We start from the raw sequence: 23,426 nt of genomic DNA, 5'->3' as shown, positions 1-23,426 counted from the left end.
TATATTCAAAACCTTGAATTATCCCTTGCAATCGCTTGCGATCTGATTTGAGGGTAATAATGATCGTTACAATAAAAACCATTTGATGGGAGCTTACCGTTTTTTTTTAAACTGCGCTATTTACACCAAATGATTTTTATTATTATTCACCACCAGGTCTTTAGATGATTGCGTTAATCCTGAAACACCTTGATAGCCCGGATCACATCGGCCTGCATGGCCGCCTGGCCAATCTTTGCAATCTCATCAAAGCGAAGCACCTGGCCGGGCTGCTGTTCAAACCAGGTTTTGACAGCCTGCCCCCCAGCCAGCGACATGTAGGTAAAATAATTGATTTTGGTGATCCCGGCAGCAATGGCCTGGCGGAAGTCGCTATCACTGACTCCCGAACCGCCGTGCATCACCAATGGGACATCCACCTGCTGATGAATGGCGGCGATCCGCTCAAAATCGAGACAGGGTTCGGCCTCGTAAAGACCGTGGGCGGTACCAAAGGCAATCGCCAGGGCATCCACTCCGGTAGCCTCTACAAAGTCGCTGGCCTGCTCGGGATCGGTGTAGCATGCTGCCGGAGTCAGCTCTTTTTCTTCGGGATCAGCAGCCCCGCCACCTTCCGGCCGCAATACCCGGCCCAACTCAGCTTCCACCGAAACGCCGAGATAATGGGCCACCCGGACAATTTCCCGGGTGTTGCTCAAATTTTCTGCATAGGGCAGTCTTGACCCGTCATACATCACCGAGGTGAAACCCATTTTCATGGCATGAAGCAGATAGCCCAGGTCTTCACCGTGATCGAGATGGACACAGACATCCACCCGGGCCTGGTCGGCCAGCCGGATCATCACCGGGCCGATGACTTCCAGGGGAATCAGGCTTTCATGGATCTGGGCATGCATGATGATCACTGGCTGGTTTGCGGCTTCGGCCGCTGCGATCACCGCCCGGACGCTTTCCAGATTAGGGGTGTTAAAAGCTCCCACCCCTGTTCCGTCAGCCTGAGCCTGCTTTAAAATCGTCGTCAGATTAACACGCATGATTCTCCTCCTTAATACTCCGGCAGGCCACCACATCCACCCCGGTACCGCAGATGTTTGAGATGACCACATCCCCCATCTGACAAGGCCCGATGAGTCTGGCTTTGCGGATGACATTCATGGCCATCGCCAGATCTTTTTTAGGAATCGGGTCAGCCGTTTTGACTGGCAGTAGATAAACCTTGTCTCCATATTCCACCAGTATCGTAGTGGTTAAAGTTCTTTCCGGGTTTGTTAACTCTTTTTCGGCAAATTTTTTGCCCCGTTTACAGCCTTGTCCCTCTACCCTGTCGATTACCCCATCTGTTAGAGAAACCGTGATCACACATTCCTTAGGACAGGTGGTACAGCAAACTTTGATCGCTGTTTTATCGGATTCTTTAATCATTTTTTCTTGCTGTTTCATGTTTTTCTGTCTCATTTTTTTACCTCTCGAACTGATACGGTGATGGGTTCGTCGGACTCGTTTAGACGGTTGAGTTCTTCCGGATGCAAGGCTACTGCCTCCATCACACTGGGTTTATAGGCCTGGACTTTACCCTGGTAAAAGATTTCTGTACCGGTGTGAATCACGACTGCAGCCTGATCCAGAGGTGTTCGGACCCGGAATAAAATCCGGATTGGCTTTTGTGGCGGAATGGTCAGCTTGGCCGGTACGGTATAGCCGACATTTTCGCCGGGACTGATTGTGATCGTTGCTTTATTTTCGGCCGGCCTGTTTTCGCTGACCGCCGCCTTTTGCTCTAACGCATAGACTGCGGCAGCGGTTCCGGCCTGTTCAGCTTCCAGGGTCACATTGTCGACCAGATCGTGAACGTGGAGAACATTGCCACAGGCAAAGATTCCCGGTTGGTCGGTGGCCAGCTCTTCATCAACCAGCGGACCGTTGGTCCGGGGATTGAGGCTGACTCCGGAATTTTGCGACAGCTCATTCTCGGGAATCAGACCAATCGACAGCAACAGGGTATCACAGGCAATCACTTCCCGGGTCTCGTCAATCACCGCAAAGTTCTCATCAACCTTAGCCACCTCGACTGCTTCCAGATGCGGGTAGCCGATGATATTTGTTACCGTGGTTGACAGATGCAGGGGGATATCAAAATCGTCGAGGCAATTTTTGATGTTCCGGTATAGGCCGTTGGCATAGGGCATCAACTCGTAAACCCCCAGCACCTGCATCCCTTCCAGGGTCAGCCGTCGGGCCATGATCAGGCCGATGTCGCCGGAACCGAGAATAACAATGCGTTCGCCTGGTTTGCGGTTTTCAATGTTGACATAACGCTGGGCCAGCCCGGCGGTCAGCACTCCGGCCGGTCGGGAGCCGGGAATCTTAATCGCCCCCCGGGTTCGTTCGCGACAGCCCATTGCCAGCACAATCGCCCCGGCTGCCAGAACCAGCATGCCGTCTTGATTGACTGCGGTGATCCGGTGGTCTGGTGCTAAATCGATAACCATGGTGTTCAGATAAACATCAATATCGCTATCCTTCACCCGGTTAATAAACAGCTCGGCGTATTCCGGGCCGGTTAACTCCTGCTTGAAATAACTGAGGCCAAAACCGCTGTGAATACACTGATTGAGAATCCCCCCCAACTCGTCGTTGCGTTCGATAATCGCCACGGTGGCGCCCTTTTCGTTGGCTTTCAGAGCTGCCGCCATGCCGGCCGGGCCGCCGCCGATGACGACCACGTCGTAGTCTAACTGTTTCATTTCGCACCTCCCTTGACTGCCCCGCAAAGCAGTTGCGAGCCGGCATCTTCAAGACAGATGGCATCCGCCGACAGGCCCAGCTCCCGGGCCAGAATCGCAATCACCTTATACTGGCAGAAACCACCCTGACAACGGCCCATCCCCGCCCGGGTCCGGCGCTTAATCGCATCTAGGGTGTGGGCCGGAATCGCCCCATGGATGGCAGCGATGATTTCACCCTCGGTTACCGTTTCACAGCGGCAAACAATCCGACCATAGGCGGGATGCTCATTAATTAGCGCATCCTGTTCAGCAAGCGACAGCTCCGTAAAAACCGTCAGTTTCTCCCGATAGGGATTATAATCCGCTTTAGGCACCATTTCCAACCCGGCATTATCCAGCAGATCCCGAACTAGCTCGGCAATCGCCGGGGCCGAGGCCACCCCCGGAGACTGAATTCCAGCCGCATGGATAAAACCTTTAACCGTCGGGGATTCGGCAATGTAAAAATCATTGTTGTTGTCCAGCACCACCGGCCGCAACCCGGCAAAGGTGCGGATGATCTTAGCGGCGTCGAGTTCTGGCAAAATCTTGTGAACCCCGTCAATCAGAGCCTGAATCCCCGGCGCATAATTGTTGACGGCTTCCTTGTCATCCAACATCGTGGCGGTGGAACCAACGATGGTGTTACCATGCACCGTAGGTATGCAGGCAATCCCCTTGGTGTCCGGCCCGGGACAGGGAAACATCACCGTTTTGGGCTTATTAACCATGTCCTTATCCAACACCAGCAAATCGCCATGGCGGGGTTTCATCTGGTATTCAGCAATCCCGGCCAGCCTGGCCACATCATCGGCATGATTACCGGCGGCGTTGACGATATAAGTACAGGTAAATTGCTGATCGGGGGTGTTCAGCAGAAAATTGCCGTCCGTTCTTTTTTTAATGGCGGTAACTGGCTGACTGGTCAGAATCTCGACGCCGTTGGCTTTGGCATTTTCAGCAAAAGCAATGGCCACCTCAAAAGGATCAACCACGGTAGCCGTCGGGGCGTAGAGCGCATGTCTGGCAGTGGTGGCCAGCTGGGGCTCACGGTTGCGCATCTGCCCGGCATCAATAATCGCCAGATCTTTAACCCCGTTTTTGATACCAAATTCCAGCTTGTGTTTTAACATCGCTTCATCGGCATCGCTAAAGCCGATCACGAAGATCCCCGGATTGATAATGCCGAAGTTCAGGTCCCTGGCCAGCTGCGGATAACGGTTGGCGCCGCAGACATTGATCTTCGCTTTCAGGCTCCCGGGAGTCGGATCGTAACCGGGGTGAACGACGCCGCCATTTCCCTTGGTGGCTCCGATCCCGATATCGCTGCCGCGCTCGAGCAGGGCTACCGTCAGTTTGTATTTTGATAATTCATGGGCAATGGCAGTGCCGGTAATGCCGCCGCCAATGATGATCACGTCATAATAATTCATGTGTTTTCCTTTCGTGTATGGTATGAATAAGTGCCGTTGTTTATTTTGGTTCGTAGCGGCGGGTTGTACCCAACCGCATTCATTTGGTTGGTGATCAACGTTTCGGGCGAATACTATTCGCCCCTACAAGATAATGCGTAACGCAGCTGGTGAGTTTTTTACGTCACTGCAAATTCTGGTTCGTAGGGGCGAACCGTGTTCGCCCATCCGCAGATAATGGCTACCGCATCAACATTCCGCCAGTGGCGTCGATGGTGGTACCAGTGAGGTAAGACGCCGGTTCGGAGGCCATAAAGACGACGATATTGGCGATATCTTCCGGCTGGGCGACCCGCCCGATGGGAATCCGACTTTCGTAATAGCCGGGGTTAGCGGCAATCTTATCCCGGATCATGTCGGTATCCACCACCCCCAGGGCGATGCCGTTAACGGTAATCCCATGGGATGATAGTTCCCGGGCCATCGAAATGGTCAGGGCCACCATCCCGGCTTTACTGGCAGCGTAATGAGCATGGCCGGTGGTGGAACCGTTAAAGGCCGCCTGGGAATTAATGTTGATGATCCGCCCGGGCCGCTGCCTGGCCAGATTGATTTTAGCAAAATACTGAGAGGTCAGAAAGGGTGCTGTCAGATTGACATCCATGGTCTCTTCCCAATCCGATAAGGGAATATCCTGAATCCAGCCGGTCAGCCAGATCCCGGCGTTGTTGATCAGAATATCCAGATCCCCCAACAGTGCTTCGGCCTCCTTCATCATCACCTGGACATCATCGGCATTATTCATATTTGCCCCCAAAGGATAGGCTTTTACCCCCATCGATTTGGCTTCTTCCACCACTTCCAATAATTCTTTCGACGATTTCCGGGCTGTGACTACCACATTAACCCCTTCCGCCGCCAAGCCCAGCGCAATCGCCCGGCCCACCCCCCGGGAACCCCCGGTAATGATCGCGTTTTTTCCGTTAAGTTTCAAATCCATTTTAATCTCCAATCTTCACTCAGCCATCCAAATCAGCAACTTGCTTTGATGTTATTTGAATAATTCTTAAAACAAAGCAACGAACCGTACCGACAATTGTTACATCATGTTGTTTGCATCGGGGCGAACATGGCGATAGCCTGCGCGGAGGCAACGAGCCAATCACAAGCTGGCTTGTAGTTGGCGACTGCCTGCGACTAATAAGAAATTCTATTTCTTATTAGTGTCCGATCCCGCAGCAAACAACAGATTAACAATTGGTCGGTACTTGTTTTCGTCGTTGTCTCTTTTAGCATCATCCTGACATCAAAGCTCAGCGGAACTGATCTTAATACTCGTCCCAGATCCCATCCAGGGCCTTGATGACCTTCAGGTAGCGGTTGTACTTCTTTTCGTACATCGCCCGCTTATCCGGGTTGGGCACCGCCGTAAAGGCGATTTCCACCATCACGTCCGAAGCCGCCTTGAAGCTTTCGTAGGCGCCAGTGGCGACTCCGGCACAGATGGCCGCACCCAGGGCCCCCAACTCGGTACATTCGGTGACTTCGATGGGCACCTGCAGAATATCGGCAAACATCTGCACCCACACCCGGGATTTAGCCACCCCGCCAGCAATCCGGATGCTTTTGGGAGCCTTCCGGTATTTCAATAATTTTTCAATATGATACTTATGGCTGAAGACAATCCCTTCATAAACAGCTCGCAGCATATTGTCCCGGTTGTGATAGCTGGACAGCCCAACAAAACAGGCCTTGGCGTTGATATTGACATTGCTGGCGTATAGAAACGGCAAAAACACGACACCACAGTCGTCATCCGCCACACAATTGACACAATTGTTGGAATACTCATAGACATCCTGCTCTTTTAAGTCAATGTCCCGGAGAATTTCAGTTAAAAACCATTCCAGATTGCTGGCCGAGGTCGGGCTGCCTTCGAGGATCATCCAATAGCCCGGAATCGGATAAATGGAGGTCATAAAGAGATCCTTGTCCACCACCGGCTGCTTGCTGATATATTCGTTAATGCTCCAGGTGCCGGCCACCACGCACAGCTTATCTTCATCAGTGATCCCCACGGCCATCGCTGAGGCATGAATATCCATGCAGCCCCCGGCCACTGGCGTGCCTTCAGCCAGACCAGTTAGTACGGCTACTTCTTTGGTGATGGTGCCGCAGACTTCGCCGGAATATCGCAGTGGCGGCAATTTATCATAAATACTTTCCAGCCCCATATCACGAAGCAGCTCCCGATCGTATTTAACATCTCTAACATTCATCAGGCTGGAACCGGACATATCGGCAATTTCCCCATAGGCTTCGCCGGTTAAGCGGAAACGGATGTAGTCCTTGCACATAAAGATCCAGCGGGTTTCCTCAAGCACTTCGGGCTGATGATCCATAAACCAGCGCAATAGCGTGGTCGGCTGTCCGGCAAAGACGCTCTGCATCGTTTTCGGTAAGATCTTGTCGTGGGTGCCGTCGTTTTGCCATTTGATCACGTATTCACGACCCCGGACATCGGTGGAGATCATCCCGTTGGTCGTCTGGCTACCATCCGCCCGAACCAGATAGAGGCCATTGCCATGACCGGTGGCCGCAAGGCCGATGATCTCACTGCCGTCAATGCCAGCTTTGGCAATCACCCCTTTGATGGCAGTGACATTGGCCTGCCACATTTCTTCGACATTGCGCTCAGTAAAGCCCGGTTGCGGCTGGTACATCACCGTTTTAGAACTGGAAATGGCTACCTCATTGCCTTTTAAATCATAAAGCGCAGCCTTAATCATCGTGCCGCCATTGTCCAGACCCAATAAATATTTACCCATTTTGTTACCTCCAATGTATTTTTTGAATTTTAAACGAGTTAGTGTTCGACGTTTCGAGCGATTGACAATGACCAAAAAATCAGACCCTTGCCCGCACATTATGATGCCCGCCGCTTTTGTTGATACTTTACAGCGTAGTCGATCATCGGTTCGTAGGGATCATTGACCGCCGACATCCCCCTGCTTACGAAAAAAAGTCCTGCTTAATAAATGCGACATATCATCACATTTATTAAGCAGGACTCACACAATTACCATCCGGCACATGCTATTCTGTTTTATTATAAATTCATCGCCAACCTACCACAGTGACTTGTCGCTAACCGTCAAACCTTTAAAGCCGCAGCCTTTGATCTTGTCCATCATCTTCCGGTCACGGATAAAACCACCGGCCAATAAGGGAATTTTGGCCACCGTCATCAGTTTTTGATAACAATCCAGGGCCATCACTGCCGGTAGCAGCTCAGCGCCGTCAACCCGGGAACAATCTATGATTTTAAGGGCTGTCTCAAACGAGCGTGAATCATGCAGAAAAAATCGTTGAAAGGTTACCAGACCGCATTGTTTGGCCATCCCCAGCTTGCCACTGTCGGTTGACATCACCCCATCGACATGATAATAGTTTTTTAATAGCTTCATGCCAACCTGGTCTTTGCCAAAACCACCCAGTAATTCCAGATTAACCAGGGCTTTTTTATCCTTAGCGTGTACCAGCTTGACCAGCTCCTGGAGATTGGCAATATGGGCTTCGGTCAGTAAAATAACCTGGGCCTCGCTGTTTAGGGCAATTTCCAGATCACCCAAGCGACGAATCGAAGGGATCACCTGAAATTCTGAAAAATCAATCCAACTCATTTGCTCTCCTCATTGTCTAGATCATAGCACAAGGGGAATAAAACCGTCAACTTTTTTTTAAGCGGCGACCCTGATTGAGTGGCATAATTTCCTGGCGCTACTTATCGCTTAAAAACTCCCGGACAATCGTTTTGTAAATAAGCGGCTGTTCAATATGATGGAGATGGGCCGCACCGGGAATCACCGCCATCGCCCCCTGGGGAAAGGCCATTTGAAAATCCTTCACCATTTTGACCCCGGCTTCATCGTTGTCGCCACAGGTCAAGAGCACCGGCACCGGGATTTCGTGTAGCCGGGGCATCAGGTCAAACTGTTTGAGTTTACCGTTAACCGTGAATTCGCTGGGGCCCCACATCGGTAGATAAACATCCATATTCAGTTTACCAAATGATGCCATCACGCTATCCGGCCAGGGCTCCAGGCGACAGAGGTATTTTTGGTAATAAACGCCAGTGGCCATCTCATAGTCGGCACCAAACTGCTGATTTTTTTCGGCGGCAACGATGATCTTTTGGATCGCTTCGGGCAGGTTGGAAATGTTTTCGATGGCACATTCCTCCCACAGCGGGGTGCTCAGATAGGGCGCCGAAAGAATCAGCGCAGTAACAAACTGCGGCTTTTTATCCAGCATATAGGCAACACTGAGCCCACACCCCCAGGACAACCCCAATAAAATCACCTCGCTGAGCTGCAATCCCTGAATCACCGCATCGAGCTCGGAGACGAAGTACTCCAGGCAATAATCATCGGGCTGATCAGCTTTGTCCGAGTTTCCGCAGCCCAATTGGTCATAAAAATAGACCGGCCGCTCGTCACTGAAGTCGGCCAGCACATCCGGGATACTTAAAAATCCCGGCCCACCATGAACCACCAGTAGCGGCGTCTGCTGTAACGACTCGCCATAAGCGGAATACCAGATTTTCTTGCCCTGATAGTTGATATAATCTTCTCTCATCATAATTCTCCTCAATTTTATTTTGTGTTTATCCTGGAAAAATGTCTTGCGTTTGATAGCTGTTTTAGGCTTTTACTTACGCATTACCCGTTTTTTTATCATACTAACAATTTTAGCTATCAATCCCATCGCTTAATGGAGTATTTTTGGTCATTTTCATTCTACGCCTTTACAATCCCGTGAAAGGATTATACATTATAGCCATATCAATTTTATAATTAATAGAGGTGTAAACATGAGCCATTCATACGATGATAATGATTATCGTAGACATGATCACCATCATGGTCTCGTCGGAAGCATTTTAGATTTCATTGAAGATGAAGATGCCTTGAAAGCGGGCCTGAATCAGTCGCAGACTGCTGTTCATCAGGACACCATGGTTTGCAGTCACTGCAAAACGGTGATTCCTTCGCACTCCAAATTTTGCCCGGAATGCGGGTTCAAACAAACTGAAGCCCTGCACTGCAGCAACTGTGGCACGATCCTGGCCGCCGACTCGAAATTCTGCTTAAACTGCGGTCAGAAAGTCAGTCCCTAAATGCGATTTCCGCAAGCTGCAATTGTCTGACCGCACTGATCTAAGCCTTAACAGCAAACAGACCTGAAAAGCCACTCCGTATTTTCAGGTCTTGTTTTGGTTCTGAAAATAGATAAGGGATTTTGTCATCATGTGTTCAAGTCCGCAGGGTCGCCACGATCCGATCCTTGTTCAACAGCAAATCAAGCGCATCCAATGGGCTATTTACAGCGATATCCGCTGCTAGCAGGGACTTCACACAACAGCCTTCTTCTCCCATCACCACAATCGCCAGTTGACTGACCGCAAACATTTCCCGATCATTGTTGCCATTGCCGATGGCAACATTGGTCGCACCGCCAAGCGCCTCAACAAAGGCCTTTTTCTTTTGGGCAATATTGTCCCTGGTAAAAATCTCAATCGTCACCGGCAGATCACCGCATTGCTCACGTACCAACCCAAAGGTATCGGCAGTGAGAATATGCACCTCTACCAATTCCGCCAAAGCCACCAACCGTTCTTTGAGCCCCGCCACCAGATAGCCATCGACCGCCAGGGTGCCATTATAATCAAAGGTCACATGTTCGACCACCATGGTCTCATGACCAGGAATTTCCAGATTAATCATTTTTCACCTCGTTGTTTTCGTTATCTACATTTAAAACAATCACCGTCACCGCTTTCTTTTGGCAGTCTTTTTTGAGTCGGTTACACATAACCTGATAAGCTGCGGGGTTGAGTCCCCGGGGTGGGGGATTGACGATGATCAGTTTAGGCCGCCGGATCCGGGCCATGCCATACTCCAGCCGGATGTATTCGGCTTCGCTGAGATCGATGATCCGGGTTTTCAGTTTATCATCAAGCCCCATCATTTTAGCCACCATACTGAGATTTACCCGGTTTTCCCGGAGCTGGAGCAATAGCCTCATCAGCACCGTGCTGACCCGGGTTCTGGCCTGCCGCAGCTGAGGGTGCTCAAAGATAACGGCATACTCCTGCCGCCGTAATCGCTTTAACTGCTCCGGTTTGTCGCAGGTAAAGGTGATCCGGTTAAAAATCAACCGTTCGTTGGGTTCCAACGACAGACCTGATATCTTTTTTAGAAAAGCATTCTTGTCAGTCTGGGAGCCAAAGGTTTTTTCCTTAAAACCGTTTTTTTCGACCGCAAAGATCCGCTGGCCACCTTTACGGATCTGCAGCAACGAAAAATCCCGGTAACTGTCCAGCGACTGTCCAGATTTTTTAAACAAATCCAGCATCGCCAGGGTCATCTCATTGACCAGCGCAAAATCTTCCAGTGAAAAGACCCCGTCCAGCTTGTTGACCAATTCCAGGGCGCCAAATACATCAGCTTCATCAATCCCCAGCGGCACCGCAATCTCGGAGGTGATGGTCAGGCCCAAGACCCGGTTCAAACTAGCAACTGGCAGCCGATAATGTCGGGAATCTCTGATATACAGTGGCAATCCCTCAAAAACGGATTGGGCGGCAATCCCCTGGCCTGGCCGCAGTTTCAGCTGATAGAGATCCTCCGCCCCGGGACTCTTAATAATCAGCGGATAAATAAAAGGGCCCCGGTCATCTTCATCCTTTAACCAGATTATCGCCACCCGGGCTTCGGTGACCAGCAGGATCTCGTCCAGGGTGGTGCTGAACAGCCGCGGCAGCGAGGTGATTTCGGAAAGTTTTTCCTGAAAGCGGGCCATGCATTCGTCATGAGTCAGTCGCTTTTCGGCGGCATAGTCATGAAACAGCCGGGATTTCAGCTGGCTGGCGGTTTCCCGGATAACCCGGGCCCCTTCGAGATTTCCAAATTCGTCAAATTTCACCTCAGCAAAGCCGTGAATATCAATAAAACGCCGGGATGCATAGCGATTAAGGGGGGCCGTCCGGCTGATATAAGAAACATAACTGGCCTTGCGGGTGGGATCATTCTGATGAACAATGTACTCAAAACGGTCCGTCTTCAGAGCTTCCTTCTGAGTATCATTCATGGTATACCAGCAGTAGGGCTGGGCGTTAACACAGTAGGCCCGGGTGTTTTGGTCAAGGCGGTTGATATAAACATAGGTCGCCAGATTGCCGCCTTTGGAATGTCCCAGGATATTGCGTTCACCGAGGATTCCGGCCATGTAATGGTCGTAAAAGTTCATGGCCTGATGATGGTGTGAAGTAACCACACCCAGCGAGGCAATCAGGCATCCGCCCCAGTCCAACACAATGCTACTGGGATACATCTGCTCGCAGCCACTGAAAACTACAGCCCCATTATTGTCCTGGTCAGCCAGGGCGAGGCCCACAAAGCTGGTTTTATTTTTGTCAGTCGTGTTGCCAAAGCGGCCATAATTATCATTGACATAACCCGTTATCACAACGTCATCAAGATTCTCACTGGATGCAAAGATTCGTTTAAAATGAGCCTGCCGGCGTTTTTTATATTGATAGCCATTTGCTGAACAGCTGATAAAGCCAGGATACACCGAGTAACCACAGTATTCCACCAGGTCGATATACTCGTCCAGCTTCATCGGGGCTTCACGGCTAATCCGGTTTTTGTGCTCCGGCGGTAAATGAAAATAAACCAGTTCCAGTAACAGATATTTTTCCACATCCAGCAGGTTGCTCATTTTTAGGCTCATGATATTCCTCTTTTCATTGCTTATTGTCAAATGATATCATAATCAGTTTCGGAATAAAAGACGTGATTGCCTCGTCTCAACATAAATTAATTTAATTTTTTTTAATATATGTTGCATTTGCAACTGACAAAAGAGCTGATATGTAGTATCATTACGTCATCGTCAGTGATACTACCACTGATAGCCCAAAAACCCATCACCCAAACTGCGGAATTTTTTATGAATACGATTAAAGTTTGTAAAGACAAAAAATTGTAAGCTTTTAAGAATAAAGGGTTATAAGGCAATGTTTCTGGGTAGACTATAAGTAGTTGTGCTATTGCATGGTTATTTCCCGTTAATTCGGGTTAACAGATAAAATATTTTACGAGAGAGGTAAAAAGATGAAAGATATGTTTTGTTTTCAATGTGAACAAACGGCCAAAGGAACGGGATGTGAGGTCAGCGGTGTCTGTGGTAAAACACCGGTCGTTGCCGGCGATCAGGATAAGTTAGTCGGTGCCTGTATTGGACTGGCCAAAGCCGTTCAAAAAACGGCTGCCACCGAAGCCACTGATGCATGTATTAAAAAAGCCCTGTTTACCACGGTTACTAATGTTAGCTTCGATGACGAAAGCATCAAAGCGATGGTCGCCTGTGTCGACAAAATGAAAGCGGATCTTGATCCAACCGCTGAAGATTATGACATGGCCCAATTATGGGACGACAACGAAGACATCCGTTCTTTAAAAACCCTGATCCTGTTAGGGATAAAAGGGGTTGCGGCCTATGCTCATCATGCCGAAATACTTGGTTACAAAGACGCTGACGTTGATGCTTTCTTCTATGAAGCTTTAGCTGCTGTAGGCTCTGACTTAGGGATGGATACACTGCTACCACTGGTGCTTAAAACTGGAGAAATCAATTTAAAAGTAATGGCGCTGCTTGACAAAGCCAACACCGAAACCTACGGCACCCCAGTCCCCACCGAAGTGCCATTAACCATTGAAAAAGGACCATTTATCATCATTACCGGTCATGATTTACATGATTTGAAATTATTACTGGAACAAACCGAAGGCAAAGGCATCAATATTTACACCCACGGTGAAATGTTACCTGCCCATGCTTATCCAGAACTCAAAAAACATGCCCACTTAAAAGGAAACTTCGGAACCGCATGGCAGAATCAACAAAAAGAATTTGCTGATGTTCCAGCACCAGTTCTGTTCACTACCAACTGCATTATGCCAGTCAAAGAAAGCTATTCAGACCGTATTTTCACCACTGATGTGGTTCAATACCCCGGAATGATCCATGTTGGCAAAGAAAAAGACTTTGCCCCAGTCATTGCCAAAGCGCTGGAACTGGGCGGATATCCGGAAGACAAAACAATGACCGGAATCAACGGCGGTAACAAAGTCCTGACCGGATTTGGCCGTGGCACAGTTCTTGGCGTAGCGGATAAGGTCATCGACGCTGTTAAAGCCGGCGCCATCAAACACTTCTTCCTGGTTGGCGGATGTGACGGTGCGAAACCAGGCCGTAACTACTACACCGATTTCGTTAAACAAACTCCTGACGACACTGTTGTTCTGACCCTGGCTTGTGGTAAATACCGCTTCAACGACCTTGATCTTGGCACCATCGGCGGTCTTCCTCGACTGATGGATATGGGCCAATGTAATGATGCCTACTCAGCCATTATGGTTGCTGTTGCCCTGGCTGAAGCCTTCGACTGTGGCGTCAACGAACTGCCGCTGTCGATGGTATTGTCCTGGTACGAACAAAAAGCGGTTTGTATCCTGTTGACCCTGCTGCACCTCGGCATTAAAAACATCTTATTGGGACCATCACTGCCCGCCTTTGTTTCACCAAATGTATTAAACGTGCTGGTTGAAAACTACAATATCGGACCAATCTCGACTCCAGAAGCTGACATGGCAAAATGTCTGGGTCAAGCTTAATCTAAGAGCAAGAGCATAGGCGGTACCATCGGGTTTGATTAATACTGCCATGCCGACCAATTTTAACATCTTCTAACCAATAATAAGTCTGTCAAAGATCCCCTAAAAAGGACTTTTGACAGACTTCAGTTTTACCGCAACAATCACCAAAAAACTTGAAGGAGGACTTGTTTATGGGTTACCAAACTACCGCAGCGAAAATGAATACGATTTTTGCTGACTTGTCAAAAGACTACCTTATCTATGCCCCCAAACGGTATGTCGGCGATGGCACCTTTGTCCATATCGACACCATCCGTTACGGTGAAATCACCGATCTTTCTGAAATTGAATTTGCCGAAAAATCAAACTATTCGTTTAAAGAGGTTTTACTGCCCATTTCTGAAACCCTATTTTACTTTACCGAAAATGAAATGAAAGAAGCAGACGCTCCCAAAAAAGGCGCCATTGTTTTCTTACGCAGCTGTGATCTCCACGGTCTGAAACGAATGGACACCATCTATCTGGAAAACGGAGCCGTGGACACCTATTACAAACGACTCCGGGACAATACCAAATTTATTCTAATGGGCTGCGAAAGCTCCTTTGAAAATTGTTTCTGTGTGTCCATGGGCACCCAGACCAGTGATGATTATGACGCTTATCTTAAAGTAACTGGCGAAACCGTACTGGTGGACAGCCATTGGGATGCTCTCGACGCTGCCCTGGCTGGAGCAACTCCAGCCTCGGTCATTCCGGATTCGGTCACCGCCAATGAGACGGTGGTGACAATTCCCGAAACGGTTCCCCAGACCCTGTTTGATGACCCCTTCTGGGAGGATTACGGCAATCGTTGCATTGCCTGCGGCCGCTGTAATTTTGTCTGTCCCACCTGTACCTGTTTCACCATGCAGGACATCTTCTACACCGACAACGGCAAAGCTGGCGAACGGCGGCGGGTTTGGGCATCCTGTCATATCGATGGTTATACCGATATGGCCGGCGGTCATGCCTTTCGAAACGACAAGGGTCAACGGATGCGTTTTAAGGTACTGCACAAGGTCAACGACTATAAACGGCGCTTCGGCACCCATATGTGTATCGGCTGCGGTCGCTGCGACGATGTCTGTCCCGAATATATTTCTTTTGCCAATTGCATCAATAAGCTCAACACCCTAGTCAATGACACCGCAAAGGAGGAAAACTAAATGGCTGAACTTAATCCTTATATTCCTTTTCTTTCGGAAATCACTGAAGTGATCAAACACACCGAAATCGAATATACCTTCCGGATGACCTACACTGGTGATGTCAAACCGGGTCAGTTTTTTGAGGTATCCCTACCGAAGTTCGGGGAAGCACCAATTTCAGTCAGCGGCATCGGTGATGGCACCGTCGATCTGACCATCCGTAAAGTCGGCAAGGTTACCGATGAGATCTTTGAAAATTATGTGGGTGACACCCTGTTCTTACGGGGGCCCTATGGCAATGGTTTTGATATCGAGAACTACAAGGGCAAAGAAATTCTGCTGGTGGCCGGCGGTACCGGTCTTTCCCCGGTTAAAGGGATTGTTGATTATTTCTCGGCCCATCCGGACGACTGCAAAAGCTTTACCCTGCTGGTTGGCTTTAAATCCCCCAAGGATATGCTCTTCAAGAAAGACTTTGAAGAGTGGGAAAAGAACATCAAGGTGGTCCTCACCGTTGATTACCCGGATGATGACTATTCCGGCAATTGCGGCCTGGTCACCCATTATATTCCCGAGCTGCTGGTCAAAGACCTTAAAGAAGCCGTCGGCATCGTCGTCGGTCCACCGGTCATGATGAAATGCGTCATCAGTGATCTGCTGGCCAAGGGCTTTTTCGAAGAAAACCTGTGGATCTCCCAGGAACGAAAAATGTGTTGTGGCATCGGTAAATGCGGCCACTGTAAAATTGATGATACCTATATTTGTCTGGACGGCCCGGTATTTAATTACACCAAGGGAAAATTTTTAAAGGATTAGGAGGAGCGCCATGTTAGATCTGAACACCAAGAAGATAAAGAAGAATGCCTATCGCATCACCAAGGTTCGTGGGGAAACCGCTTCCCGAATCCGGGTTCCCGGGGGACTGTTAACCGCCGAGCTACTACCATTGATCCAGAACATTGCCCAAACCTATGGCAATGGCAAGATCCATTTAACCACCCGTCAGGGCTTTGAAATCCCGGGGATTAAATACGGGGACATCGACACCGTCAATGCCCTACTGCAGCCGATTATCGAAAAGCTGGAAATCAATCAGGAAATCCCCGGCAAGGGTTATACCTCCGCCGGTACCCGGAATGTTTCGGCCTGCATCGGCAGCAATGTCTGTCCTTTTGCCACCTATAACACCACCAATTTTGCCAAGCGGATGGAGAAGGAAATCTTCCCCAACGATCTGCATTTCAAGGTGGCCTTCACTGGCTGTGCCAATGACTGCATCAAAACCCGGATGCATGATTTTGGGATCATCGGTATGACCGAACCCCAATATGAAAAAGAACGTTGTATGGGCTGTCAGGCCTGCGTCAAAGCCTGCAAGAAAAAATCGGTGGATGCTTTGTCGGTGGAAAACTACCGGATTGTCCGCAACACTGAAAAATGTGTGGGCTGCGGCGAATGTGTCATCAACTGCCCCACCCGGGCCTGGACCCGCAGCCCGGAAACCTACTACCGACTGGTGATCATGGGTCGTACCGGCAAACGGAATCCCCGGCTGGCTGAAGACTTCCTGGTCTGGGCCACCGAAGATGCGATTATCAAAATTGTCAAAAACACCTACAGTTTTGTGACCAATTACATCGACCGGGATGCTCCTGGCGGCAAAGAACACATCGGCTACATCATTGACCGCACCGGTTTTGAAGAATTTAAAAAATGGGCCATGGATGGCGTGGAACTGGATTCCCGCACCATCGTCAAAAACCCCGTTTACTGGAGCGGCATACACTATGTCTGATTTTTAATGATCGAACAAAAACCGACCTCCAATCGTTAGATTTTTTGTCTAACTTTTGGGGGTCGGTTCAGTTCACGATTAAGTCGTTTTTTATATTATGTTCTTATTATTCACAAATCGATTTCTAAGCTTTGGCGATTTGTTTGCCAAAGTCAATGGCCAGTTCCTGTTGGGCGGTGTCCGGGTTCCACTGATTGCGGATACCCTCGTTGATGATTTCAAAGCCGGCACCAGTCAGCCATTCATTTAATACCTTGGTGGACTCGCCACTCCAGCCGTAACAGCCAAAGGCGGCGGCTTTTTTATTTTTAAACTTCAGCTCTTTCATCAGGTGAACAAAACCAGCAATGGAATGAAGAATACTGCCGCCGATGGTCGGTGAGCCAATCAACACCGTTTTTGATTTAAAGACCTCGGTGATCAGATCATTCTCATCGCTTTTGGCCAGGTTGAAGACCTTCACTTCGACATCCGGGTCGGTCAGACCGATGCCCTCAGCTATTTTTTCAGCCAGGGTTTTGGTGCCGTTCCACATCGTGTCGTAGATAATGGTAATCTGATTTTCCTGATAATCTCCGGCCCACTGGGCATATTTCTCAACGATCTGCATCGGGTTGTCGTTCCAGATCACGCCATGGCTGGTGGCAATGATATCAATGGTCAGATTGAAGGCAATAATTTCGTCCAGTTTTTTCCGCAGGATGGCACTGAACGGGGTGAGAATATTGGCATAATATTTCATCGCTTCTTTGTACAAGTCACATTGATCAACCAGGTTATTATACAATCTTTCGGTGGCGTAATGCTGGCCAAAGGCGTCATTACTGAATAGTATATTGTCCCCTGTCATATAGGTAGCCATACTGTCCGGCCAGTGGAGCATCTTCATTTCCACAAAAATCAGTTCTTTGCCATTACCCAGATCCAGCTTGTCCCCGGTTTTAACCACCTGGAAGTTCCAGTCCTGATGATACTGACCCTTTAACGATTTAACTGCGTTTTCGGTACAGTAAATCGGTACATCGGGAATTTTCTCCATCAGTGCTGGTAAGGCCCCGCTGTGGTCAACTTCCCCATGGTTGGCCACAATATAGTCGATCTCACTCAAGTCAATGACCTGGGCGAGATTTTCAACAAACTCTTTGGCATAGGGCATCCACACCGTGTCAATTAATACCGTTTTTTCTTCTTGAATCAAATAGGAATTGTAGGTGGAGCCATGATTTGTTGAAAATTCATTGCCATGAAACTGCTGCAGTTCCCAATCCACTTTACCAACCCAGCTAACATTGTTTTTGATTAATTTTTTCATCATTTTCCCTCTCATACACTACTAAATTCACAAAACCTTACGCTTAAAAATATCCTTTAATGATATCTACCCGGAATTCTTATAAATAATCGGTTGTTTTACCCAACCTGTGGATAAAAAAACACCGATATTACAACCAATCACTGTAATACCGGTGTTTTAAATTATTTCAAATGCTTAGCAAGCCATTTTTGACTGCAGTTTTGATGGCAGCACTTTTACCATTTACTTCGAGTTTTTTATAGACATTCTGGAGATGGGTTTTTACCGTGCCCGGAGCAATAAAAAGCCGATTGGCGATTTCTTCACGCTTTAACCCCCTGGCGGTCAGCAGTAACACTTCGTGTTCCCGTTGGGTCAGCGTTACCCGGAACAATTCGCCATTTTTCAGACTCTGACAATAGCTTTCACTCAGTGACACCAGTTTGTGGCGATAAGGGTCCTCCGGGTGCTCGGCCGCCGACGCTTTGAGCATTGGCAAAAGCTGCGGTGCATTCTCCACAAAAGGCATGACAATCCCGTCCGGCTGTGCTTCGGTGAGCACCCGGTTAAAGACTTTTTGCCCAGCTCCCAGGCCGTTAAGATGGTATTTGGCAATGGCGTCAAAAATGCCGTTATGAATAAAGCCCAACTGGTTATGATAGATCGAAAAATACTCCCCAAAGCTTTCAACCAGTACCTCAAGCTTGACAAAATTCCGGGAGGCCACAACCGCCTTGCCATAAACCAGATAATTAAAGGCCACCCCCTGATAAAACAGATCCGCCGTTGTCATATTGCCGATCTGGAGCCAAAAGGGAATTTTTTCCACCTGATCCAGGCAGGCATAAATATAACCCTTACAAATATCCAGTGTGGTGTTGAAAATAGGGTTTTTGACGGCCAGAATTTCTTTTTCCAATTCCCGGAAGCGATTCAGGGCGTCATTGATATGCCCCTGAAAAATCTCCAGCCGAATTAAATTAAAGTTGGCGCAAATGATAATGCTGTACTGCTCTTTGGTTCGAGCTTTATAAATCGCCTTGTCACTGTTTATTTGCGCCTCGGTCCAGTTGCCGGTTTCCAGAGCAAATTCAGCCCTGGCCAGGTGTTCTGAACCGGTGCCATTGCCGTTGGCATAGCGGGGGTAAACTGGAAATTTCTTGATCACCAGGGCGGCGGTTTTTTCGAAGGCCCCCGGATCCCTGAAATAATTGTAAAGTAAATGGGGCGAGCCAAAGGTAAACTCATTATCCCGCTGCATAATGTAGGACTGCTCCCCATTTAGCAGCTCAATGATCAGATCATTCCGGGCAGTGGACGCTTCGACATGATTAAAGAGGGTGAACTTGCGGACAATATTAAGCTCCGCCAAAATCCGGTTTTTATCAGGTCGGGTGTGATCATCCAAAGCGGTAAAATACTGCTCCAATTCGGCCAGCTGTTGGCAGCAGACCGCCGCCGTTTCGTCATTTCCCCGCAGCAGCGAAACCAGAATATGCTGCAAATAGGCCAGCGGGTATTGATGCAGCACTGCGATCGGGGTTTTGGCAAACAGCTCCCCGGCGCCATCAAATTCAGCCAACTCATTGCGGATATTTTCGGGATTATTTAAATGCTCAAGGATGCGCCGATCGGCGCCGGCCTGATAAAAATAACGATAAGCTTTGGGAAACTCCTGGTGGATCAGATACCATTCCCCCAACCGATAATACACCATCTGTCGTTGTTCTGGGGAAAACCGCTGTCTGGTTCGCAAAAAATCCAGCAGCACATGATGAATCTGATAGCTTTTATTGATCTCATCAAAATAAATAAAGGAGTTTTCCTTTTTCAGATGACCAAGAATCACGCCAGCCTTGGCTTCGCTGGTAATAAACCGGGCCTGTTCTTCGGTAAAGGCGTCCATCACCGACAGTTGAATCAGAAAATCCTGGATGGTGTTGTCATAACCGGAAAAAATGGTTTGATTGATCAGCTCTTCAATGGTCATGTTCAGGCCCACTGGAATCCCCTGCTCCAGTCCAAGCAGCAGCATATAGGTCAGGGTTATCCAGCCGCCGGCATAGTCGTTTACTTGCTGTACATCTTTTTCAGAAATGGTGTCCATCATCATCAGGCAATAATCCCGGACTTCTGCCTCGGTGAATTTGAGCAGATCCTGATTGATCAATTGACAATATCCTTTGGCCACCAGTTCGGCGCTGTTTAAATGAACCGTATTGCGGGTGATCAGGATCAGAGTAAAATTTTCGATCCCCTCCGAAACAATCAGCGCCACCAGGCGATTCAGCGGTTCGCTATTGGTCAAGTGATAGTCATCCAACACCAGAATAATTTTCTCATCACTAACCATGTCCGACAGCACCGAAATTACCTGATCCATCTGCGGGACATCCACCGGAAAGCCCAGCTGTTTCAGGGTCTCGCCACTGGCTTGATCGATCCGGCTAACTGCGGTGGCAAATTTGTGCCAGTAATAATCAATAAACCCCGTCTCCGGCTGAAATGTGATCCAGATCGGCTGATGCCCCGCTGCTTTAAGAAAATTCCGGACTGCCGTTGTTTTTCCGTAACCCATGGGCGCTTCGACGATGGTCAACGGATAATCAAAAAGATTGGCCAATATTTTATTGATGCGTTCTCGCTGTAAAAATTGTATTTTCACGAATGTCTCATTTCATTGTGTGATTTTATTTTCGATCAGGCAAATTATAACTACCGATTAATTTATTATAGCCGGATTTTTTACATCTGTTAAGTTTTTTTTGAGGACATCGTTTATTATTGGCATTAACCTTCTATATTGATGATCGCATCAGCCCAGTCCTCATAAAAAGAGGATTCATGGGAGACCAGAATCAGACTGCCAGTCCATTTGATCAGCTCTTTTTTTAACACCTCTTTGGCATCGGCATCGAGGTGGTTGGTCGGCTCATCAAGGATTAAAAAATTGGCCGGTGTCAGCATCAGGATGCAGATTTTAACCTTGGCCTGTTCCCCACCGCTAAGGGTGTCGACGCTCTGAAGCATACTTTTGGCCTTTAAACCACACTGGGCCAGATAGCGCCGCAACTGACTCTGAGACAGTTTGGGATAAGCATCGGAGACCACCTGAATGGGGGTCAGGGTGGGATTATCCCAGTTGAGATCCTGTTCAAAATAGGCGACCTTGATATTGTCGGCAAATTTAAATTTGCCGGAAATCGCCGGGATCTGCTTGATCAGGGTTTTAAGCAGGGTGGATTTGCCAATCCCGTTAAACCCGGTAATCACGGTTTTCTGACCTGACTCGATTTTAAAATTAAGTTTAGATAGCAGCGGATAATCATAGCCAATTTCCAGATCTTTGGCACTCAAAGAACGTTGGGCCGAAATGTGCAATGCGTTAAAGCGGAAATTGGGTTTGGGCACCAGTTCCGGTGGTGGCAGCCGATCAATTTTATCCAATTGCTTCTGCCGGCTTTTGGCCATACTGGCGGTGGCAGCCCGGGCTTTGTTTTTGGAAATATAGTCTTCAAATTTCTTGATCTCCTTTTTCTGGGCCTCAAATTCCCGGATATAACTTTCCCGTCTGAGACCTTTCAGCTCAATGAACTTTGAAATGTTACCGCTGTATTTTTTAATGGTGCAGAATTCGATGTCGCAGACACAGGTGGTAATCTTGTCCAGAAAATCAAAGTCATGAGAAATCACCAGAAAGGTGCCCTCATAGGTTTTTAAATAATCGGTGAGCCAGGTCACATGCTCCTTGTCCAAAAAGTTGGTGGGTTCATCCAGCAGCAGCACATTGGGTTCTTCCAACAGCAGCTTGGCCAGAATAACCTTGGCCCGCTGCCCTCCGCTGAGCGTCTCCAGAATGGTGTCCATCCCCAAAGCGGTAATTCCCAAACCGTCAGCAATTTTTAAAACACGGCTTTCCAATTCGTAAAAGCCCGAGTTTTCCAGTAGGCTCTGCAGATCTGCGGCCCGGTTCATGGCTTTTTCACTGCAGTCGCTGGCCATGTTTTCATAAATTCTGGTCAACTGGGCTTCGGTTTCGTAGAGCTCATGAAACGATGTTTTCAGATAGTCAAACACCGTAATCTCCTGATCAATCTGGGCATGCTGATCCAGATATCCGACCTTAATGCCCTTTTGCCAGCGAATCTCCCCACCATCGGGAATGATTTCACCAATTAGGGTATTTAACAAAGTGGTCTTGCCAGTACCATTGCGTCCGACAATCCCCATGTGCTCACCTTTGAACAGTTCAAAGGAAGCCTCTTGATATAAAATTTTATCACCAAACGAATGTGATAAATTGATAACGTCCAATAGTCCCATTTTTTTCTCCTTTAAAAATTCACAAAATAAAAACAGAGAGTCACCCTTATACTGACTCTCTGTCATTATAAAAGGCCATAACGAGCATTGCGTTATGGCCTTAAAACTTTTTGTATGGCTATCGGTTTAGGCGCAGTAAAACAAAGTATAGCATGCTATAGCCTATAATCAAACAAATAACGTAGTACCGACAATTGTTATATCATGTTGTTTGCATCAGAGCGGACACGGCGATAGCCTGTCTGAGTCTGCAGGAAACAACAGATTAACAATTGGTCGGTACGGGAGTTTGCCAATAAACTCTAGTAAACTGCTATCCTATCAAGCGCTTAGACCGATGAGAATAAAAGTTTTACACTTTATCTTTAGGCTCTAAACAATGTCTCATCGATAATCCCATTGTCAGAGCTGCTTCAATTTGGAGTGTTATCATAAAAGTGCAGTCCCAAATTGCAAGGAAATGAGGTAAAATAGAAATAAAAAGGACTGACTAATAATGAAAAAAATATATAGTGCCGAAGAACGCTATGAAGCGTTGAAACTGGCAAATGAGATTGGCAACAAAGCGGCAGCAGAGCGATTAGGTATAAAAATCGATACATTATACACATGGATCAGCAAAGCTAAAAATGGAAAGGTTGGTTTTTGTGATGATCCTGGGAATACCCCACTAGCAGATCCCAATCGTTTAAAGCAGCTCGAAAAAGAGCTACGGGAAGCTAAAGAAGAGATTGAGATTCTTCAGGATGCGCTTGGTTTTTTTGTCAAGCGCCGAAAGAAATAGCGAAACAGCAGCGTATGTCATATATTACCGACCGCCGGGACCGTTGGCCGGTTGCCCTGCTCTGTCGTACGCTTGGTGTCAGCGAATCGGGTTACTATAAATTTCTGCGATCAAAAAGCAAACCGGATAAGCACGCAAATC

General features: G+C 48.2%; 19 protein-coding genes. 6 read left to right on the top strand and 13 right to left on the bottom strand.

Annotated features, from left to right (window positions below):
- Positions 1-173: 173 nt before the first annotated feature.
- The 8 genes from ACWI_RS02245 to ACWI_RS02210 form a co-directional block, all read right to left on the bottom strand.
- Positions 174-1,034 (bottom strand): class II fructose-bisphosphate aldolase, encoded by an 861-nt coding sequence (locus ACWI_RS02245; protein WP_070369817.1) that lies wholly within the window; start codon positions 1,032-1,034, stop codon positions 174-176.
- Positions 1,024-1,455, bottom strand: coding sequence for a DUF1667 domain-containing protein (locus tag ACWI_RS02240; protein ID WP_084633445.1), 432 nt, complete (start codon positions 1,453-1,455; stop codon positions 1,024-1,026). Before ACWI_RS02240 ends, ACWI_RS02245 begins: the two co-directional genes overlap by 11 nt.
- Entirely contained in the window at positions 1,452-2,744 is a 1,293-nt protein-coding gene (locus tag ACWI_RS02235; protein WP_070369816.1) for an NAD(P)/FAD-dependent oxidoreductase, read from the bottom strand. Before ACWI_RS02235 ends, ACWI_RS02240 begins: the two co-directional genes overlap by 4 nt.
- On the bottom strand, positions 2,741-4,198 hold the full coding sequence (locus ACWI_RS02230; RefSeq protein WP_070369815.1) for an NAD(P)/FAD-dependent oxidoreductase: 1,458 nt from the start codon (positions 4,196-4,198) through the stop codon (positions 2,741-2,743). The genes ACWI_RS02235 and ACWI_RS02230 overlap by 4 nt, the downstream gene beginning before the upstream one ends.
- 220 nt (positions 4,199-4,418) lie before the next feature.
- Positions 4,419-5,177, bottom strand: a complete 759-nt coding sequence (locus ACWI_RS02225) for an SDR family NAD(P)-dependent oxidoreductase (RefSeq protein ID WP_070369814.1) — start codon at positions 5,175-5,177, stop codon at positions 4,419-4,421.
- A gap of 328 nt (positions 5,178-5,505) precedes the next feature.
- Positions 5,506-7,005, bottom strand: coding sequence for an FGGY-family carbohydrate kinase (locus ACWI_RS02220; protein WP_070369813.1), 1,500 nt, complete (start codon positions 7,003-7,005; stop codon positions 5,506-5,508).
- 300 nt (positions 7,006-7,305) lie between these two features.
- Positions 7,306-7,860 (bottom strand): glycerol-3-phosphate responsive antiterminator, encoded by a 555-nt coding sequence (locus ACWI_RS02215; RefSeq protein WP_070369812.1) that lies wholly within the window; start codon positions 7,858-7,860, stop codon positions 7,306-7,308.
- Between the two features lie 97 nt (positions 7,861-7,957).
- The gene (locus ACWI_RS02210; RefSeq protein WP_084633444.1) at positions 7,958-8,818 is read right to left on the bottom strand and encodes a proline iminopeptidase-family hydrolase; all 861 of its coding nucleotides are present in this window, start codon (positions 8,816-8,818) and stop codon (positions 7,958-7,960) included.
- Between the two features lie 232 nt (positions 8,819-9,050).
- Between ACWI_RS02210 and ACWI_RS02205 the strand changes: the two genes are divergently transcribed.
- Positions 9,051-9,356: a zinc ribbon domain-containing protein gene (locus tag ACWI_RS02205; protein WP_070369810.1), complete on the top strand. Its 306-nt coding sequence runs from the start codon at positions 9,051-9,053 to the stop codon at positions 9,354-9,356.
- A gap of 136 nt (positions 9,357-9,492) precedes the next feature.
- Here the strand turns inward: ACWI_RS02205 and ACWI_RS02200 are convergent, their stop codons facing one another.
- On the bottom strand, positions 9,493-9,963 hold the full coding sequence (locus tag ACWI_RS02200; RefSeq protein WP_070369809.1) for an HAD family hydrolase: 471 nt from the start codon (positions 9,961-9,963) through the stop codon (positions 9,493-9,495).
- Positions 9,956-11,974, bottom strand: a complete 2,019-nt coding sequence (locus ACWI_RS02195) for a GAF domain-containing protein (RefSeq protein ID WP_070369808.1) — start codon at positions 11,972-11,974, stop codon at positions 9,956-9,958. Before ACWI_RS02195 ends, ACWI_RS02200 begins: the two co-directional genes overlap by 8 nt.
- 383 nt (positions 11,975-12,357) lie before the next feature.
- Between ACWI_RS02195 and hcp the strand changes: the two genes are divergently transcribed.
- From hcp to asrC, 4 genes are all read left to right on the top strand, one after another.
- On the top strand, positions 12,358-13,920 hold the full coding sequence (gene hcp / locus ACWI_RS02190; RefSeq protein WP_139142307.1) for a hydroxylamine reductase: 1,563 nt from the start codon (positions 12,358-12,360) through the stop codon (positions 13,918-13,920).
- 173 nt (positions 13,921-14,093) lie between these two features.
- Positions 14,094-15,107, top strand: coding sequence for an anaerobic sulfite reductase subunit AsrA (gene asrA, locus ACWI_RS02185; protein WP_070369807.1), 1,014 nt, complete (start codon positions 14,094-14,096; stop codon positions 15,105-15,107).
- On the top strand, positions 15,108-15,905 hold the full coding sequence (gene asrB, locus ACWI_RS02180) for an anaerobic sulfite reductase subunit AsrB (protein WP_070369806.1): 798 nt from the start codon (positions 15,108-15,110) through the stop codon (positions 15,903-15,905).
- 10 nt (positions 15,906-15,915) lie between these two features.
- On the top strand, positions 15,916-16,884 hold the full coding sequence (gene asrC / locus ACWI_RS02175; protein WP_070369805.1) for a sulfite reductase subunit C: 969 nt from the start codon (positions 15,916-15,918) through the stop codon (positions 16,882-16,884).
- 124 nt (positions 16,885-17,008) lie between these two features.
- Here the strand turns inward: asrC and ACWI_RS02170 are convergent, their stop codons facing one another.
- From ACWI_RS02170 to ACWI_RS02160, 3 genes are all read right to left on the bottom strand, one after another.
- Entirely contained in the window at positions 17,009-18,196 is a 1,188-nt protein-coding gene (locus ACWI_RS02170; RefSeq protein ID WP_070369902.1) for an anaerobic nitric oxide reductase flavorubredoxin, read from the bottom strand.
- A 169-nt stretch (positions 18,197-18,365) separates the two neighbouring features.
- Positions 18,366-20,843: a LuxR C-terminal-related transcriptional regulator gene (locus ACWI_RS02165; RefSeq protein WP_070369804.1), complete on the bottom strand. Its 2,478-nt coding sequence runs from the start codon at positions 20,841-20,843 to the stop codon at positions 18,366-18,368.
- A 125-nt stretch (positions 20,844-20,968) separates the two neighbouring features.
- Complete coding sequence (locus ACWI_RS02160; RefSeq protein ID WP_070369803.1) at positions 20,969-22,501, bottom strand: ABC-F family ATP-binding cassette domain-containing protein; 1,533 nt, start codon at positions 22,499-22,501, stop codon at positions 20,969-20,971.
- A 496-nt stretch (positions 22,502-22,997) separates the two neighbouring features.
- Between ACWI_RS02160 and ACWI_RS02155 the strand changes: the two genes are divergently transcribed.
- Positions 22,998-23,285 carry a transposase gene (locus tag ACWI_RS02155; protein ID WP_070369802.1) on the top strand — a complete coding sequence of 96 codons (288 nt, stop codon included), beginning with the start codon at positions 22,998-23,000 and terminating at the stop codon, positions 23,283-23,285.
- Positions 23,286-23,426 lie beyond the last annotated feature (141 nt).

Origin of the sequence: Acetobacterium wieringae, assembly GCF_001766835.1 — a bacterium.
Taxonomy (GTDB): domain Bacteria; phylum Bacillota; class Clostridia; order Eubacteriales; family Eubacteriaceae; genus Acetobacterium; species Acetobacterium wieringae.
This window is presented reverse-complemented; position numbering and strand designations above follow the sequence as displayed.

Excerpts from the sequence above, each read along its gene's own strand:
- ACWI_RS02245 (WP_070369817.1), bottom strand. The coding sequence starts at position 1,034 with ATGCGTGTTAATCTGACGACGATTTTAAAGCAGGCTCAGGCTGACGGA.
- ACWI_RS02240 (WP_084633445.1), bottom strand. The coding sequence starts at position 1,455 with ATGAGACAGAAAAACATGAAACAGCAAGAAAAAATGATTAAAGAATCC.
- ACWI_RS02235 (WP_070369816.1), bottom strand. The coding sequence starts at position 2,744 with ATGAAACAGTTAGACTACGACGTGGTCGTCATCGGCGGCGGCCCGGCC.
- ACWI_RS02230 (WP_070369815.1), bottom strand. The coding sequence starts at position 4,198 with ATGAATTATTATGACGTGATCATCATTGGCGGCGGCATTACCGGCACT.
- ACWI_RS02225 (WP_070369814.1), bottom strand. The coding sequence starts at position 5,177 with ATGGATTTGAAACTTAACGGAAAAAACGCGATCATTACCGGGGGTTCC.
- ACWI_RS02220 (WP_070369813.1), bottom strand. The coding sequence starts at position 7,005 with ATGGGTAAATATTTATTGGGTCTGGACAATGGCGGCACGATGATTAAG.
- ACWI_RS02215 (WP_070369812.1), bottom strand. The coding sequence starts at position 7,860 with ATGAGTTGGATTGATTTTTCAGAATTTCAGGTGATCCCTTCGATTCGT.
- ACWI_RS02210 (WP_084633444.1), bottom strand. The coding sequence starts at position 8,818 with ATGATGAGAGAAGATTATATCAACTATCAGGGCAAGAAAATCTGGTAT.
- ACWI_RS02205 (WP_070369810.1), top strand. The coding sequence starts at position 9,051 with ATGAGCCATTCATACGATGATAATGATTATCGTAGACATGATCACCAT.
- ACWI_RS02200 (WP_070369809.1), bottom strand. The coding sequence starts at position 9,963 with ATGATTAATCTGGAAATTCCTGGTCATGAGACCATGGTGGTCGAACAT.
- ACWI_RS02195 (WP_070369808.1), bottom strand. The coding sequence starts at position 11,974 with ATGAGCCTAAAAATGAGCAACCTGCTGGATGTGGAAAAATATCTGTTA.
- hcp (WP_139142307.1), top strand. The coding sequence starts at position 12,358 with ATGAAAGATATGTTTTGTTTTCAATGTGAACAAACGGCCAAAGGAACG.
- asrA (WP_070369807.1), top strand. The coding sequence starts at position 14,094 with ATGGGTTACCAAACTACCGCAGCGAAAATGAATACGATTTTTGCTGAC.
- asrB (WP_070369806.1), top strand. The coding sequence starts at position 15,108 with ATGGCTGAACTTAATCCTTATATTCCTTTTCTTTCGGAAATCACTGAA.
- asrC (WP_070369805.1), top strand. The coding sequence starts at position 15,916 with ATGTTAGATCTGAACACCAAGAAGATAAAGAAGAATGCCTATCGCATC.
- ACWI_RS02170 (WP_070369902.1), bottom strand. The coding sequence starts at position 18,196 with ATGAAAAAATTAATCAAAAACAATGTTAGCTGGGTTGGTAAAGTGGAT.
- ACWI_RS02160 (WP_070369803.1), bottom strand. The coding sequence starts at position 22,501 with ATGGGACTATTGGACGTTATCAATTTATCACATTCGTTTGGTGATAAA.
- ACWI_RS02155 (WP_070369802.1), top strand. The coding sequence starts at position 22,998 with ATGAAAAAAATATATAGTGCCGAAGAACGCTATGAAGCGTTGAAACTG.